This is a genomic window from Phycicoccus elongatus Lp2, assembly GCF_000367525.1.
In the GTDB taxonomy this organism is placed as follows: Bacteria; Actinomycetota; Actinomycetes; order Actinomycetales; family Dermatophilaceae; genus Phycicoccus_A; species Phycicoccus_A elongatus.
Genome location: NZ_HF570956.1, coordinates 59,781 through 73,518 on the forward strand (window position 1 = coordinate 59,781; position 13,738 = coordinate 73,518).

The 13,738-nt window shown below is 70.1% G+C and carries 15 protein-coding genes and 2 pseudogenes; 4 read left to right on the forward strand and 13 right to left on the reverse strand.

Annotated features, from left to right (window positions below):
- Together BN10_RS00295 and BN10_RS00300 are read right to left on the reverse strand one after the other, a co-directional pair.
- A partial coding sequence (locus BN10_RS00295) for a chromosome segregation SMC family protein (protein ID WP_040750292.1) occupies nt 1–898 on the reverse strand: 898 nt, incomplete at its 3' end.
- Between the two features lie 190 nt (nt 899–1,088).
- Nucleotides 1,089–1,385: a chorismate mutase gene (locus tag BN10_RS00300; protein ID WP_040750296.1), complete on the reverse strand. Its 297-nt coding sequence runs from the start codon at nt 1,383–1,385 to the stop codon at nt 1,089–1,091.
- Between the two features lie 105 nt (nt 1,386–1,490).
- Between BN10_RS00300 and BN10_RS00305 the strand changes: the two genes are divergently transcribed.
- Nucleotides 1,491–1,691 carry a hypothetical protein gene (locus tag BN10_RS00305; protein ID WP_156917076.1) on the forward strand — a complete coding sequence of 67 codons (201 nt, stop codon included), beginning with the start codon at nt 1,491–1,493 and terminating at the stop codon, nt 1,689–1,691.
- A 45-nt stretch (nt 1,692–1,736) separates the two neighbouring features.
- Here BN10_RS00305 and BN10_RS00310 read toward each other — a convergent pair whose 3' ends face one another.
- On the reverse strand, nt 1,737–2,057 hold the full coding sequence (locus BN10_RS00310) for an acylphosphatase (RefSeq protein WP_010849134.1): 321 nt from the start codon (nt 2,055–2,057) through the stop codon (nt 1,737–1,739).
- 40 nt (nt 2,058–2,097) lie between these two features.
- Between BN10_RS00310 and BN10_RS00315 the strand changes: the two genes are divergently transcribed.
- Both BN10_RS00315 and BN10_RS00320 read left to right on the forward strand, forming a co-directional pair.
- The gene (locus tag BN10_RS00315; RefSeq protein ID WP_010849135.1) at nt 2,098–2,448 is read left to right on the forward strand and encodes an arsenate reductase family protein; all 351 of its coding nucleotides are present in this window, start codon (nt 2,098–2,100) and stop codon (nt 2,446–2,448) included.
- 195 nt (nt 2,449–2,643) lie between these two features.
- Entirely contained in the window at nt 2,644–4,533 is a 1,890-nt protein-coding gene (locus tag BN10_RS00320) for an acyltransferase family protein (protein WP_010849136.1), read from the forward strand.
- Nucleotides 4,534–4,708: 175 nt separating this feature from the next.
- Here the strand turns inward: BN10_RS00320 and mutM are convergent, their stop codons facing one another.
- The 9 genes and pseudogenes from mutM to BN10_RS00365 form a co-directional block, all read right to left on the reverse strand.
- Nucleotides 4,709–5,590 carry a bifunctional DNA-formamidopyrimidine glycosylase/DNA-(apurinic or apyrimidinic site) lyase gene (gene mutM, locus BN10_RS00325; protein ID WP_010849137.1) on the reverse strand — a complete coding sequence of 294 codons (882 nt, stop codon included), beginning with the start codon at nt 5,588–5,590 and terminating at the stop codon, nt 4,709–4,711.
- Nucleotides 5,574–6,317: a ribonuclease III gene (gene rnc, locus BN10_RS00330; RefSeq protein ID WP_010849138.1), complete on the reverse strand. Its 744-nt coding sequence runs from the start codon at nt 6,315–6,317 to the stop codon at nt 5,574–5,576. Before rnc ends, mutM begins: the two co-directional genes overlap by 17 nt.
- Before the next feature lie 13 nt (nt 6,318–6,330).
- Entirely contained in the window at nt 6,331–6,525 is a 195-nt protein-coding gene (gene rpmF / locus BN10_RS00335) for a 50S ribosomal protein L32 (protein WP_040750304.1), read from the reverse strand.
- A gap of 1 nt (nt 6,526) precedes the next feature.
- Nucleotides 6,527–7,108, reverse strand: coding sequence for a YceD family protein (locus BN10_RS00340; RefSeq protein ID WP_010849139.1), 582 nt, complete (start codon nt 7,106–7,108; stop codon nt 6,527–6,529).
- 354 nt (nt 7,109–7,462) lie between these two features.
- Nucleotides 7,463–7,600, reverse strand: a pseudogene (locus BN10_RS18010) (hypothetical protein); the annotation flags it as partial.
- Nucleotides 7,601–7,667: 67 nt separating this feature from the next.
- Nucleotides 7,668–8,177, reverse strand: a complete 510-nt coding sequence (gene coaD / locus BN10_RS00350) for a pantetheine-phosphate adenylyltransferase (protein WP_010849142.1) — start codon at nt 8,175–8,177, stop codon at nt 7,668–7,670.
- The gene (gene rsmD / locus BN10_RS00355; protein WP_010849143.1) at nt 8,174–8,746 is read right to left on the reverse strand and encodes a 16S rRNA (guanine(966)-N(2))-methyltransferase RsmD; all 573 of its coding nucleotides are present in this window, start codon (nt 8,744–8,746) and stop codon (nt 8,174–8,176) included. The genes coaD and rsmD overlap by 4 nt, the downstream gene beginning before the upstream one ends.
- The gene (locus tag BN10_RS00360) at nt 8,746–11,028 is read right to left on the reverse strand and encodes an ATP-dependent DNA helicase RecG (protein WP_010849144.1); all 2,283 of its coding nucleotides are present in this window, start codon (nt 11,026–11,028) and stop codon (nt 8,746–8,748) included. The genes rsmD and BN10_RS00360 overlap by 1 nt, the downstream gene beginning before the upstream one ends.
- 3 nt (nt 11,029–11,031) lie before the next feature.
- Entirely contained in the window at nt 11,032–12,741 is a 1,710-nt protein-coding gene (locus BN10_RS00365) for a DAK2 domain-containing protein (protein ID WP_040750318.1), read from the reverse strand.
- 176 nt (nt 12,742–12,917) lie between these two features.
- On the opposite strand from BN10_RS00365, the gene rpmB reads away from it, so the two are divergent.
- Nucleotides 12,918–13,112, forward strand: coding sequence for a 50S ribosomal protein L28 (gene rpmB / locus BN10_RS00370; RefSeq protein WP_010849146.1), 195 nt, complete (start codon nt 12,918–12,920; stop codon nt 13,110–13,112).
- Between the two features lie 166 nt (nt 13,113–13,278).
- Here rpmB and BN10_RS00375 read toward each other — a convergent pair.
- Nucleotides 13,279–13,738, reverse strand: a pseudogene (locus BN10_RS00375) (hypothetical protein); the annotation flags it as partial.

Genomic DNA, 13,738 nt, shown 5'->3' on the forward strand with positions numbered 1-13,738 from the left:
TGCGGTCGCGCAGCGACTGGAAGCGGCCCCAGCGGTCGTGTGCCTGGGCGAGCAGCGGTGCGGCTGCAGCGGACTCGTCCTCGAGGAGGGTCAGCCGCGACCGGAGGTCGGTGAGGGTCTGCTCCAAGGTCGAGCGCCGCGCGATGAGGGCGGTCTCGTCGGCGACCTCCTGCTCGAGCGTGGAGGTGAGCTGGACGAGGTCGTCGGCGAGCAGGCGCAGGCGGGCGTCGCGCGCCTCGGCCTGGATGACCGCGGCCTTGCGCGCGGCCTCAGCCTGGCGCCCGAGCGGGCCGAGCTGGCGCCGGATCTCACCGGTGAGGTCGGCGACGCGGGTGAGGTTGGCCTCCATCGCCTCGAGTTTGCGCAGTGCGCGTTCCTTGCGCTTGCGGTGCTTGAGAACGCCCGCCGCCTCCTCGATGAAGCCGCGGCGCTCCTCAGGGGTTGCGCGCAGGATCGTGTCGAGTTGGCCCTGACCGACGATGACGTGCATCTCGCGGCCGATACCGCTGTCGGACAACAGTTCCTGGATGTCGAGGAGTCGGCTGGGCGTTCCGTTGATCGCGTAGTCGGAGCCGCCGTTGCGGAACATGGTCCGGGTGATCGTCACCTCGGTGTAGTCGATCGGCAGCGCACCATCGGTGTTGTCGATGGTCAGGCTGACCTCCGCGCGACCGAGGGGCGCACGGCCTGCCGTGCCCGCGAAGATGACGTCCTCCATCTTGCCGCCGCGCAGGCTCTTGGCGCCCTGCTCCCCCATGACCCAGGCGAGGGCATCGACGACATTGGACTTGCCGGAGCCGTTGGGGCCGACGATGCAGGTGATGCCCGGCTCGAGGCGCATCGTCGTCGCCGACGCGAAGGACTTGAAGCCCTTGAGGGTCAGTGTCTTGACGTACACGGATGTCCTTGCCTGGTGCGAGCCGATCGACCGCTCACCCTACCTGCGGGCCTGCCGGCGATCGGCCACGTGCGCTCGCCCGGTGTTGCCTGTGACTCTTGGGATCTGCTGTGACCTGTGGGGTTCCGTGGGGCCGACGGTGGGCCACCCGAGGCGCGTCAGGTCGACCCGGGGTGTCGGACCCGAGGGGTCACTCGGAGGCAATCGCCTCGTGGTGGCGGATCACCTCGGCGATGACGAAGTTGATGAACTTCTCTGCGAATTCCGGGTCGAGCCCGGCATCGTCGGCAAGCGCCCGCAGCCGGGCGATTTGCCGCTCCTCGCGGGCGGGGTCAGCGGGCGGCATACCGGCATCGGCCTTGAGGCGGCCCACCGCCTGGGTGCACTTGAAGCGCTCGGCGAGCAGGTGCACGAGCGCGGCATCGATGTTGTCGATGCTGCCGCGCAGGCGGGCCAATTCGGCCGGGGCGTCGCTCACCCGCGCCATCCTAGGAGGGGAGCTGGCGGGCCTCGCCCGGCGTCCACCACCCGGGCCGTATGCCGCGAGACCGACCCGGTGGTTGACTGACCCGTGGCGGACGAGGAGGACGAGATGACCACAGGGACGTGGACCGATGTGGAAGCGCAGGACCTCGAGGGCACCAATGCCTTCCGGTTGATGCCCACGGACGCACTCGTGGACCGCCCGGCGGCAGGCGTCGTCGTGCCGGCAGCAGGTGGCTTCGGCCTGTGCGTTCAGTACGACTGGGTACATCCCGACGGCGGTCCACAGGACGGCATCCTGCTCGCCTGACGTCATGGTGCTGCGGATGACATGAGGTGGGGCGGCTGGCAGGGCTCAGCGCTCGAGGAATCCGCTGAGGTCGTCCCGCAGCGATCCCTCGAGGGGCGTCGAGAGGCCCGAGACGTGCCCGGGCCGGCGCGTTGTGGACGGCTGCTCGCCGAGCAGGCTGACGAGTCGGGCCACCGCCAGACGCGAGCCCTGGGCCACGACCTCGACCCGCCCGTCGTCGGTGTTGCGCGCGTGCCCGGCCAGACCGAGTTCGAGCGCGCGCGCCCGGGTCCACCAGCGGAACCCGACACCTTGCACCTGGCCGCGCACGAAGACGGTCACCCGGACCGGTTGGTCACCGACCGACTCCGACCTCGCCTCCTTCATGGCCCCCACCTTCACCCACGGGGACTGGCAGGATCAAGCCATGACCACAGTGCTGCACAACAAGGCCTGCTCGACCTCCCGCGCCGCCCTCGAGACGGCCAGTGACGTGGGCGTCGACGTGGAGATCCACGACTACCTCAAGCAGCCCCTCTCGGCGGAGCAACTGCGCGAGCTCATCGGCAAGCTCGAGGACCCGGTGACCGACCTGGTCCGGCGCGACCCCTACTTCAAGAGTCTGGGCCTGAGCGACGCCGACGTCCAGAGCGAGGACCAGGTCATCGCGCTCCTCGTCGAGCACCCACGGCTCATGCAGCGCCCGGTGCTCGTCAAGGGTGACCGCGCGATCATCGGTCGCCCCAAGGACCGCGTCGCGCCCTTCCTCGCCGACTGAGCACCGTCGCCCACGAGGGCCGTGGCGACGCCGGTCGACGCCGAGCCGACGCCGAGCCGAGCGAGCGATCGCACCTGAGTCACATCAGCCTCATCAATCACTTTCTTCACTTTCCCCACTCGCCGCGCTCAGGAGTTGCCCTGCACCGTGCGTGTCTGTCGAAACAGGGATCCCACCCGTCCCTAGCCTTGACGGGTGACCTCCGACCGGCTGCCGGGCCTCGATGGCCTGCGCGCGCTCGCCGTAGGCGCCGTCCTGGTCTTTCACCTGAGGGCCACCTGGCTGCCCGGAGGTTTCCTCGGGGTTGATGTCTTCTTCGTCATCTCCGGCTTCCTCATCACGACCCTCCTGCTCCGTGAGCGAGCGCGCACCGGGCGCCTGGACCTTCCGCGTTTCTGGCGGCGACGGGCCCGGCGGCTGGTGCCGGCTCTAGTCCTCGTGGTCGTCACCTCGACCGTCCTGGCCCGATTCCTCGAGCCCGACCTGCTCGTCGGCATCGGGCGCCAGACCCTCGGCGCCCTCACGTTCACGACCAACTGGCTCGAGATCAGCGCCGGCACGGATTACTTCCACGCCACCAGCCCGCAATTGTTCATGACGTTCTGGTCCTTGGCTGTGGAGGAGCAGTTCTATCTGCTGTGGCCCTTCGCCGTCGTCGCCATCGTCACCCTGATCCACCGTCGCCGTCGCCGTCCCCTGATCCCCGTCGCGATCGGTGTGGCTTCCGCGGCGGCGATGGCGATCCTCGTTGATCCGTCCTCGGTGACCCGGGCGTACTACGGCACGGACACGCACCTGATCGGGCTCATGATCGGCGCCGCTCTGGCCTTCGCGTGGGCGGCCCCTCACCGGGCGTGGACCCGCACCGGCGCCTGGCAGCATCTCCGTCGGCCGCTCACCGCCTGGGCCCTCGTGGTGCTGCTGGCCGTCTTCGTCACGGCCCGTGACGACCTCGTCCTCACCTTCCACCTCGGCATCCCGCTGGCTTCGCTCGCCACCGCCGTCCTCGTGCTCGCCCTCATCTCAGCACCCACACGGCTGCGCGACCTCGCTGAGACCGTGCCGCTGCGATGGATCGGTGAGCGTTCCTACGGGATCTATTTGTGGCACTGGCCTGTGGTCCTCCTCGTGGGTGCCGCCTGGCCCATCGCACCTGGCGGTGCGGCATACGTGATCTCACGCCTGCTCTGCGTCGCGCTCACGCTCGTCCTCGCCGGCGCCTCCTATCGCTGGGTCGAGCAGCCGGTCCGTCGACTGGGCTTCCGGGCCTGCATCCTGACGGCGCGCCACCGGCTCGAGGGCCTCACGCCGCGCGCCCTACGCCTGGTCACTGCCACCGGCGTCGTCGCCACTTTCGCGTATGCCGCGGTGCTCGCCAGCGCTCCGACGACCACGGCGACCCAGGCCGAGTTGACCGCCAACACGTCGTCCGCACCCGACACCACCAGCGAACCCACGTCCGCGACAGGCGAGGTGAATGTGCAGGAAGTGGCCACGACGACCACCTCACCCGCGATCCCCAGGACACCGCCGGGCCCCGCCGAGCTGGCCACGGTTTTCGCGATGCCCTCCGGTGACGAGATCGACGCCTACGGTGACTCGATGCTCGTCGGGTCGCTGCCGGCCATGCGCTACTACTTCCCCGGAGTCCGGCAGGACGGCAAGTCCAACCGACACTGGAGCGATGGCCTGGCCGCCGTGACCAAGCGCGGCGACCTGAACCGTCGTGCCGTCGTCCTCGCCTTCGGCACGAATGCCGGGGTCGACCGCCCGGCGATCGAGCAGATCCTCGCCGACCTCGGCCCCCGGCGAATGGTGGTCCTGGTCACCGAGCACGGAGGCTTCAGTCGCGTCGAGTCCGACAACGCCACCCTGCGTGAGATCGCTGCTACCCATCCCAACGTGGCCCTGGCCGACTGGGACGCCGCGCTCCAAGGCACGACCGGCCAGCTGCAGTCCGACGGGATCCACCCCTCCCGCATCGGCCAGCACCTCTTCGCCAAGACCATCCGCACCGCCCTCGCCGAGTTGACGACCCGACACACCGGCGTCACTCCGACCCTTCCTGAGTTGCCCATCCCGTGATCCCTGGGGCCGACATGGGGTGTGTCGGCGCGTCTGCAGTTGCGCCACCCACCGGGGCATGTCACATGCGCCCATATGTGGCGCATGTAACTTGCGCCACCATGTGAGGCAACTGCAGAGGCTCGGAGCCCCCTGGGTCGCCCCCGGCCACGCCGCAGCGTGGCGGGGCGCGGGGTCAGCGGGGTCGTCGGGGTGCGACTTGGCAACGCGGGCAGAAGAAGGACGACCGGTTCATGAAGTGCTCGCGCATGATGAGCGTCCCGCAGCGCCGGCAGGGGCGCCCGACCTGCCCGTAGGCGGCCAGCGATCGGTCGAAGTACCCGGACGCGCCATTGACGTTGACATAGAGCGCGTCGAAACTCGTGCCACCCTCCCCCAGCGCCTCCGTCATGACATCCCGAGCGTGTCCGAGGACGCGCGCGATCGACGGCTTCGTCAGGGTCGACGCCATGCGTCGGCCATGGACCTGCGCCCGCCACAGTGCTTCGTCGGCGTAGATGTTGCCGATGCCGGACACGACAGTCTGGTCGAGCAGCACCCGCTTGATCTCGCTGTCCTTGGCCTTGATCCGACGCACCACGGCGTTCGGGTCGTAGGCCGGTTCAAAGGGATCGGGCGCGATGTGGGCAATCGTGAGGGGTATGCCGTCCGCACCGGTGGCGCTCCACGCGAGTCCTCCGAAGGTGCGCTGGTCGACGAACCTCAGTTCGGGACCGCTGTCGTGGAAGCGGAAACGGGCGTGCAGGTGCTTCTCGTCGGGCGCAGCAGCCACCTCGACGAGCAACTGACCGCTCATGCCCAGGTGCAGCAGCAGGGCGTCCTCGACCGGGCCACTGGCGGCATCGGCGGCATCGGCCAACTCCAACCACAGGTACTTCCCGCGGCGGCGTGCGCGTCCGATGACGCGACCGGTCAGGAGCCCGATCAGGTCTTCATGCCCCGCGACATGGCGGCGCGCCACCCGCGTCCCGCGCAGCTCGACCGAGGCGATCCGACGCCCCGCGACATGGTCCGCCAGCCCGCGCCGGACGACCTCGACCTCAGGCAGTTCCGGCATATCGGGTGCCGAGCGTCTCCCAGGCGGCCGCCGCAGCCCGCTGTTCGGCGTCCTTCTTGGTCCGCCCCTCACCGGTGCCCTCGACAGCGCCCGCGACGAGCACCCGAGCGGCGAACTCCTTGGCGTGCTCCGGTCCGCTCTCGTCGACCTGATAGGTCGGATTGCCCAGGTCGTGCTGGGACAACAGTTCCTGCAGCGAGGTCTTCCAGTCCAGTCCGGCCCCGCGCAGGGCCGACGCCGCGATGAGCGGATCGATCAGGTGGTGCACGAGCGCAGCCGCCGCCCCCATTCCCTGGGTGATGTAGACGGCGCCGATGACGGCCTCGACGGCGTCGGCGAGAATCGAGTCCTTGTCGCGCCCGCCGGTCGTCTCCTCACCGCGCCCCAGGTAGAGGTGGTCCCCCAGACCGATGGTCCGCCCCACCTCCGCCAGGGCTCGCATGTTGACCACGGCGGCCCGCAGTTTCGCCAACTGCCCCTCGGGCAGGTCCGGATGCCTCGTGAAGAGGGTGTGCGTCACGACGACGCCGAGCACCGAATCCCCGAGGAACTCGAGGCGTTCGTTGTGCGGCAGGCCTCCGGCCTCATAGGCATAGGAGCGATGTGTCAGGGCATGGCCGAGCTCCTCGGCGTCCACCGGACCACCGGTCACCTCGGTGAGGTAATCCAGCAGGTCCGTGAGGGGCCGAGGCGGCTCGGGCGCCGACGAGGCGGCCGCGCGCGGCATACCGGCGGGGGGATCAGCCCTGGTGCTCGGTGCGCTCGGCGGCCTCGTAGCGACGGCCCTTGTAGGTGCCGCAGGAGGGGCACGCCATGTGCGGCTGCGTCGGGGCCTTGCACTGGGGGCAGGTGGTCACGCCGACCACCGTCGCCTTCCAGTTGGCGCGGCGCGAGCGGGTGTTGGAGCGCGACATCTTCCGCTTCGGAACGGCCACGTCAGGTCCTCTTCTCTTCGTCTGCGGTGGCCGGCTGGGCGCTCACGCCCTGCAGTGCCGCCCACCGGGGGTCGATCACATCGTGCTGGTGGTCCGGGTCCTCGGCGAGGCGTGCACCGCATTGGTCGCACAACCCCGGGCAGTCCTCCCGGCACACCGGCTGGAACGGCAGTGTCGGCACCACCGTGTCCCGGAGCAGGGTCTCGAGGTCGATCAGGCCGTCCTCGATCACATACTCCTCGGCCGCGTCCTCGTCCCCCACCTCGAGGTGGTGGGCCGCTCGATCGGCATACGCGAACAGCTCCTGGAACCGGGCGTCGACCTCTTCGGTCACCGGATCCAGGCACCGCACGCATGCGCCGGTCGCGATCGCACGTGCCGAACCAGTCACCAGGACGCCCTCGACGACCGACTCCAGCCGCAGATCGAGCGAGATCGGGTCTCCCTCGGCGACGGCCATGACATCGGTGCCGAATTCGGCTGGTGCCGCGACCTCGCGGGTCAACTCGGTCATCGATCCAGGTCGGCGGCCGACCTCCTTGGTGTCCAGCACCCAGGAGGACCGCGGGTCCAGCCGGCTCATGACGCGTTGCCCTTGCTCAGTCGTGATGTGGTTCGACCCGTCCGAACGGACATGGGCCGACGCACCAGACTACCGGAGCAGGGGCAACGTCCCAAACCGCGGCCGCCTGCTCATGACTCGCGGTCCAGCACCCGATTGACCTCGGCGATGACCCGATCGCCGAGGGTCGCGGCATACGTGGCCGTGAGGTGGTCGCCGGCGCGGTGCACGACGACGTGCCCGATCACGAGCGGACAGGTGGTGCCGGGACAGATGGCGTCGGTGAAGCCGACGAAGCTGGAGGTCGGCACCCGCCGCGGTGACGACGAGGACGAGGATCGCGGCTGGCAGCAGGCGACGGGCACGTCGCGCGAGGAATCGGGGCCACGAGACGGTGCCGGTCTCCCCCAGCTCGCGCACGAGGAGGCCGGTGATGAGGAAGCCAGAGAGGACGAAGAAGACGTCGACCCCGAGGAAGCCACCACGTAGGGGCAGCCCGGCGTGGAAGACCATGACGAGCAGGACGGCGACGGCACGCAGTCCCTCGATGTCGGGGCGGAAACCGCCCGCGGTGCTGGGCTCAGTCGCCAGGCAGCCGCGCCAGGAGCGCGCCGAGCACGGTGTCGGGGACGAGCCCGCGGACGTCACCGCCGTAGCGGACGACCTCCTTGACCAGCGAACTCGACACGTGCTCGAGGCTCGGGTCGCCGGGCAGGAAGAGGGTTTCGAGGCCGGTCAGATGGCGATTCATCAGAGCCATCGGGACCTCATAGGCGAAGTCGGTGCCACCGCGCAGCCCCTTGACGACGACCTGGGCCTCCAGGTCGCGGCACACGTCCACGAGCAGGCGCCCGGCGAAGGCCTCGACCCGGACATTGTCGGCACCAGTTGGCAGACCGGCGACGACGTCCTCGAGGAAGCCGATCCGCTCGGCGACGGCGAAGGTCCCCTCCTTGGCCGGGTTGTGCAGGATGGCCACGACCACCTCGTCATAGAGCACCGCCGCGCGCGCGATGACGTCGACGTGCCCATTGGTCACCGGGTCGTAGGAACCCGGCACGACGGCCCGGCGGATCACGCGCTCACTCACGTGTCGAAACCTAGCAACGATGCGAACCACAGCGTCGTCTCGCCGTACTTTCGCGCCCTGTCCGCGGTCCAGTCCGGCGGCCAACTCGGCTCCGGTGAGCGGCTGGAGCGCTCGACGACGACAAGAGCCCGGTCGGTCAGGCGCCCCGGTGCGCCGAGGGCGGTGAGCACATCGGCGAGGGCGGCCTCGGACAGGTCGTAGGGCGGGTCGACGAAGACCAGGTCGTATGCCGTGTCGCTGCCGGCCAAGTGGTGGGTCACCGTCATCGCGCGGACCCGCAGGCGCACGTCCGGGAGTCCGAGTCCCTCGGCGTTGGCCGAGATCACCGACGCCGCCCGGCGATCCGATTCGACCAGGTCGACCGACCTCGCCCCACGGCTGGCTGCCTCGAGACCGAGAGCCCCGCTCCCGGCATACAGGTCAAGCACGGCGGCGCCCGCGACGACCCCTCGTGCGTCGAGCGCGGAGAAGAGCGCCTCGCGGACCCGGTCACTCGTCGGGCGGGTGCCGGCGCCCGGTGGGGTGCGCAGGGTGCGTCCGCCGGCACGTCCGGCGATGATCCGGGTCATCAGCCGCGCTCCAGGTACGCCGCCTGCTCGGCGTCGACCCGGGCGTCGACCGCCTTTTTGAGATCGGGATGTGCGGCCAAGGTCGGATCCGCCGCGACAAGGGCGAAGGCGTCCTCGCGGGCGGCCTCGATGCAGTCCTCGTGCTCGAGCACGTGGAGGAACTCGAGTTGGGTGCGACTGCCGTGCTGGGCGGCGCCCAGGATGTCACCTTCGCGCCGTTGGGAGAGGTCGAGCCGGGCCAACTCGAAGCCGTCCAGGGTTGCCGCGACCGATTCGAGGCGTTGGCCGGTCTGGTCGTTCGGGGTGCCGCTGACCAGCAGGCACAGCCCGGGCAGCCCGCCACGACCGACGCGGCCACGGAGTTGGTGCAACTGGGAGACGCCGAAGCGATCGGCATCGAGGATCACCATCATGCTTGCGTTGTGCACGTCGACGCCGACCTCGATGACCGTGGTCGAGACGAGCACATCGACCTCGCCGGCCGCGAAGGCCAGCATCGTTGAGTCCTTGTCCTCCGACGGCATCCGGCCGTGGAGCATCGCCATCCGCACCCCGGCGAGCGCGGGCTCGGCCTGCAGCTGCGCCAGAGTCTCGACGACACCGTGGAGCGGTCGCGGCAGTCGGTCCTCCTCCACCTCGATGTCGCCGGGTGGTTCGAGGTCATCGCCCTCGCCGGAGGGGCCCTCACCGTGCCCGTCGTCGGCATCGGACCCCGCGTGGCCGTCGGGACCGGCGACGCGTGATGGACGGTCGGGCACGACGATGTCGGCCCCGTCGAGGTCGTCGCTGCCGTCGGCATCGCCCCCGATCCGTGGACAGACGACATAGACCTGCCGGCCGAGCCGCACCTCTTCGGCGACGCGCTCCCAGGTGCGCGGGAACCAGTCCTTCCATTCGGGAACGACGTGACTGGTGATGGGTGCTCGGCCCGCCGGGAGCTCACGCAGGGTCGAGGTCTCGAGGTCTCCGAAGACGGTCATCGCCACCGTGCGGGGGATGGGTGTGGCGGTCATGACCAGGACGTGCGGCGGCTGGGTCCCCTTGGCGCGCAGCGCATCGCGCTGTTCCACACCGAAGCGGTGCTGCTCGTCGACGACCACGAGGGCGAGGTCGGCGAATTGCACATTGTCCTGGAGAAGCGCATGGGTGCCGATGACGATCCCGGCCTGACCACTGGCGATCTCGAGCAGGGCGGCGCGCCGCTCTGCGGTCGACATGCTGCCGGTCAGCAGGGCCACCCGCGTGCCTTGGTCGGCGCCGCCGAGGAGGCCGCCGGCGGCGAGGTCGCCGAGCATGCGAGTGATCGAGCGGTGATGCTGTTGGGCCAGGACCTCGGTCGGAGCGAGCAGTGCCGCCTGGCCTCCCGAGTCGACGACGGCGAGCATCGCTCGGAGGGCGACGAGCGTCTTGCCGGAGCCGACCTCTCCCTGCAGGAGACGGTGCATCGGCGTCTCTCGGGCGAGGTCGTCGGCGATCTCGCCGCCGATCCGCTCCTGGCCAGCGGTGAGCGTGAAGGGCAGTCGCGCGTCGAAGGCGTCGAGGATGCCGCCGGTGATGGCGGATCGGCCGCGCGTGGTGAGGGCCTGCTGCTCGGCGCGTCGCCGTGCGAGCACGAGTTGGAGGACGAAGGCCTCCTCGTAGCGCATCCGTCGCTGTCCGGCCTCGACCTCGGCGCGCGAATCCGGGGTGTGGATCGCGCGCAGGGCATCGAGTCGGCCGAGCAGGTCGCGGGCGTCGAGTATGTCCTCGGGCACCACCTCGGGCGCGACGTCGATGACGTCGAGCACGGTGCGCACCGCTTCCGCCACGGTCCACGGAGAGAGGCGACCGACCTTGCGGTAGAAGGGGATGAGCGCTTTGCGCTCGCCGGAGTCGTCGTCATCGAGCACCGAATAGCCCGGGTGGGTGAGCTGCCAGCGCTGGTTGTACATGCCGATCTCTCCGGCAAAGATCGCGCGCACTCCCGGCCGGAGTTCCTTCTCGGGCGTCCAGGCGCTGAAGAAGGTCACGTCGAGTTCCTGTCGGCCGTCGGTGAGGACGACCTTGAGCATCTTGCGCCGCGGGGCACGCGGCTGGGGTCGGCTGGTCGCCGACTTCACGGTCGCGACCACGGTGACGTACTGCCCGACCCGGAAACGCCCCAGGTCGCTCTCGTAGGTCTTGTAGCGGCGCGGCCAGAAGGCGAGCAGGTCGGCCACGGTCTCGATCCGTCGATCCTTGGCGAAGTAGTCGGCCTCCTTCTTGGGCAGGAGCCGGGAGAGTTTGGTGGCTTCGTCGAGCACGCGTCACTCCACCCCGATGAGCAGGGGGTATGCCGCCTGTCCCCCGGCCAGGACGGTCACCTCGGCGTGGGGAACCTCGTCGTGGAGCCAACGCTGGACACCGTTGAGCAACTCGGCGTCGATGTCGGAGCCGGTGAGCAGGGTGACGAGTTCGCCACCGGCCCCGAGGAGGCGCTCGAGCACCTGTACAGCGATGGTGGACAGGTCGTCCCCGACCAGCACGATGTCACCGTCGACGATGCCGAGGGCGTCGCCGGGTCGGCAGTGCCCACCCGAAGTCAACGCCTCCTTGACGGCAATCGTCACGGCGCCGTGCCGGGTCGCCCTCGCCGCCCCCGCCATCGCGACGACGTTGTCCTGGACGGAGGCGGCCGGGTCGAGCACGGCCATCGCGGCCAGGCCCTGCACCGCGGTGCGGGAGGGGATGACGTGAGCAGAGAGGCCCTCGTGGGCGGCCGCGGTCACGGCCGCCTCGGCCGCGAGCACGGTGTCCTTGTCGTTGGGGAGGATGAGGACGGCGTGGGCGCCGGTGGCCCGGGCGGCATCGAGGAGTTGTCCGGCGGAGGCTCGGGCGCCGGGGACCGAGTCGACGACGACTGCGCCGCCCTCCCGGAGGATGGAGGCGATGCCCGGCCCCGCCGCGCAGGCGACGATCCCCAGGGCCTGGCGTTCGCGGCGACGGGCGATCTGGTCGGCGAAGTTGGTCACCAGGATGCGGCGCAGTCGACCAGCGTCGATGCCCGCCTCGATGGCCGCCCCCACGTCGTCGACATGGACGTGGACGCTCCACAGGTCGGGGCCGCCGCTGACGATGAGCGAGTCCCCCAAGCGGTCGAGGGTCGCGGTCAGGGCGTCGATACTCGTCTCGTCGCTGTCCTCGACGAGGTACATCACCTCGAAGCCCGGGCCGACCAGGTCCCCCTCGGGATGGGACGAGATGGCCAGTGCACCGTCGCCGAGCAGGGCGTCGGCGCCGGGGTCGATCGGCCCGGGGACGCCGTGGACCGTCGGTCGCCACTCCTCGCGGCGGGCGGGCCCCTTCGTGACACCGAGCAGGTCGGTCTCGGACCAGTCGCCCGTGAGGATGCGGCACAGCGCCTCCAGGAGCAGCACGCACCCGGCCCCGCCGGCGTCGACCACTCCGGCGGCGGCCAGTGCGGGCAGTTGTTCTGGCGTTCGGAGCAGGGCGGCGGAGGCGGCATCGCGGGCCGCCTCCGCCACCTCGACGATCGAGGCCCCGGCATCGGCGGCGACCCGTCCGGCTCGCGCGGCGGCGTCGGCGACCGACAGGATCGTTCCCTCCTGCGGGTGGGCGACAGCCTTGCGGGCAAGGACTGCGCCACGTTCGAAGCAGTCGGCCATTGCTGGAGCATCGACCTCCTCGAGGTCGCGCTCGACGACGACCTGCGTCAGCCCGCGCAGGATTTGGCTGAGGATGACTCCCGAGTTGCCACGCGCCGACAGCAGGGTGGCACGACCCAGACTGGTGCATTCCTGGACGAGCGTGGCGGCGCCGAGGATGCCGAGTCGGGTGTGGGCTTCGACGACCTGCTCGATGGCGCCGTCGAGCGTCAGGTAGAGGTTCGTCCCCGTGTCACCGTCGGGGACGGGGTAGACATTGAGGGCATCGAGTTCGGTGCGCCGAGCGGCGAGCGCGGCACGCGTGAGCACGGCCCACTGGCGGGCGTGGTCGGCCGTGAACGTCAGGTGCACGGTCCGCAGGCTATCGGCCCAAGGTGTCGGCCCGCAGTGGCGGCCCATGTGTGCGGCGGCATCGTTTTGGTGTGTGGGCATGGCCTCGGATACGCTTGTGCGGTTGCGCCTCGGGCACGGACCTCTCGGTCGGCCCGCGCGACAAGACTTTTTCACCAGAATCAAGGAGATCACCCGTGGCTGCCAACTGCGATGTCTGCGGCAAGGGACCGGGCTTCGGCCACAGCATCTCGCACTCGCACCGCCGCACCAAGCGTCGCTGGAACCCGAACATCCAGCGCGTCAAGGCCCTCGTCGGTGACGCGGGTGTGACCCCGAAGCGTCTCAACGTCTGCACCTCCTGCCTCAAGGCCGGCAAGGTCAAGCGCTGAGTTCCCCCGCCTCAAAGTCAAGGGCCGGTCTCCCCTCGGGGCGACCGGCCCTTGTCGTTGATGCCGAGTCCACGACACCTTCCGCGTCACGCAGAAGATCGCTCCGCACGCAGAAATAGCCGGCCGACGGGCAAACTTCCGCGTCACGCAGAAGTTGGGTTTGTGGTCAGGGGTGGAAGTGGTCCCAACCGCGCGCCGAGGCCGGTATGCCGTCGAGCAGCACCGTGGGCCCCTCGGGCCCCGGTGCCACGCACGTTCCGATGACCCACCACGGTGCGCGCTCGTCATCGGGCACCGATCCGGCCGCGAAGGTCGCGAGCAAGGAGTGCTCCTCTCCCCCACCGAGCACCTGTTCCCACGCCTGCGCCTCACCGAGCACCGCCGCCACCGGCCCGACGAACTGCCCGGCGAGCGCCTCGCGCGACAACTCCAGACTCACGCCGCTCGCGGCGGCGATCCGCCGACCGTCGCGCACGAGTCCGTCCGAGATGTCGAGCATCGCGCTCGCCCCGGCTGCGGCGGCGACCGGCCCGGCCTCGTAGGGCGGCCGCGGCACGCGGTGGTACCACCGCAGCAGCGACAGGTCTCGATCCGCGACCGGCGACGTCGGCGAGAGGGAGGGTTCG

Excerpts from the sequence above, each read along its gene's own strand:
- mutM (WP_010849137.1), bottom strand. The coding sequence starts at position 5,590 with ATGCCGGAACTGCCTGAGGTCGAGGTCGTCCGGCGCGGGCTGGCGGAC.
- rnc (WP_010849138.1), bottom strand. The coding sequence starts at position 6,317 with ATGCCGCGCGCGGCCGCCTCGTCGGCGCCCGAGCCGCCTCGGCCCCTC.
- BN10_RS00340 (WP_010849139.1), bottom strand. The coding sequence starts at position 7,108 with ATGAGCCGGCTGGACCCGCGGTCCTCCTGGGTGCTGGACACCAAGGAG.
- BN10_RS00310 (WP_010849134.1), bottom strand. The coding sequence starts at position 2,057 with ATGAAGGAGGCGAGGTCGGAGTCGGTCGGTGACCAACCGGTCCGGGTG.
- BN10_RS00305 (WP_156917076.1), top strand. The coding sequence starts at position 1,491 with ATGACCACAGGGACGTGGACCGATGTGGAAGCGCAGGACCTCGAGGGC.
- BN10_RS00300 (WP_040750296.1), bottom strand. The coding sequence starts at position 1,385 with ATGGCGCGGGTGAGCGACGCCCCGGCCGAATTGGCCCGCCTGCGCGGC.
- rsmD (WP_010849143.1), bottom strand. The coding sequence starts at position 8,746 with ATGACCCGGATCATCGCCGGACGTGCCGGCGGACGCACCCTGCGCACC.
- BN10_RS00315 (WP_010849135.1), top strand. The coding sequence starts at position 2,098 with ATGACCACAGTGCTGCACAACAAGGCCTGCTCGACCTCCCGCGCCGCC.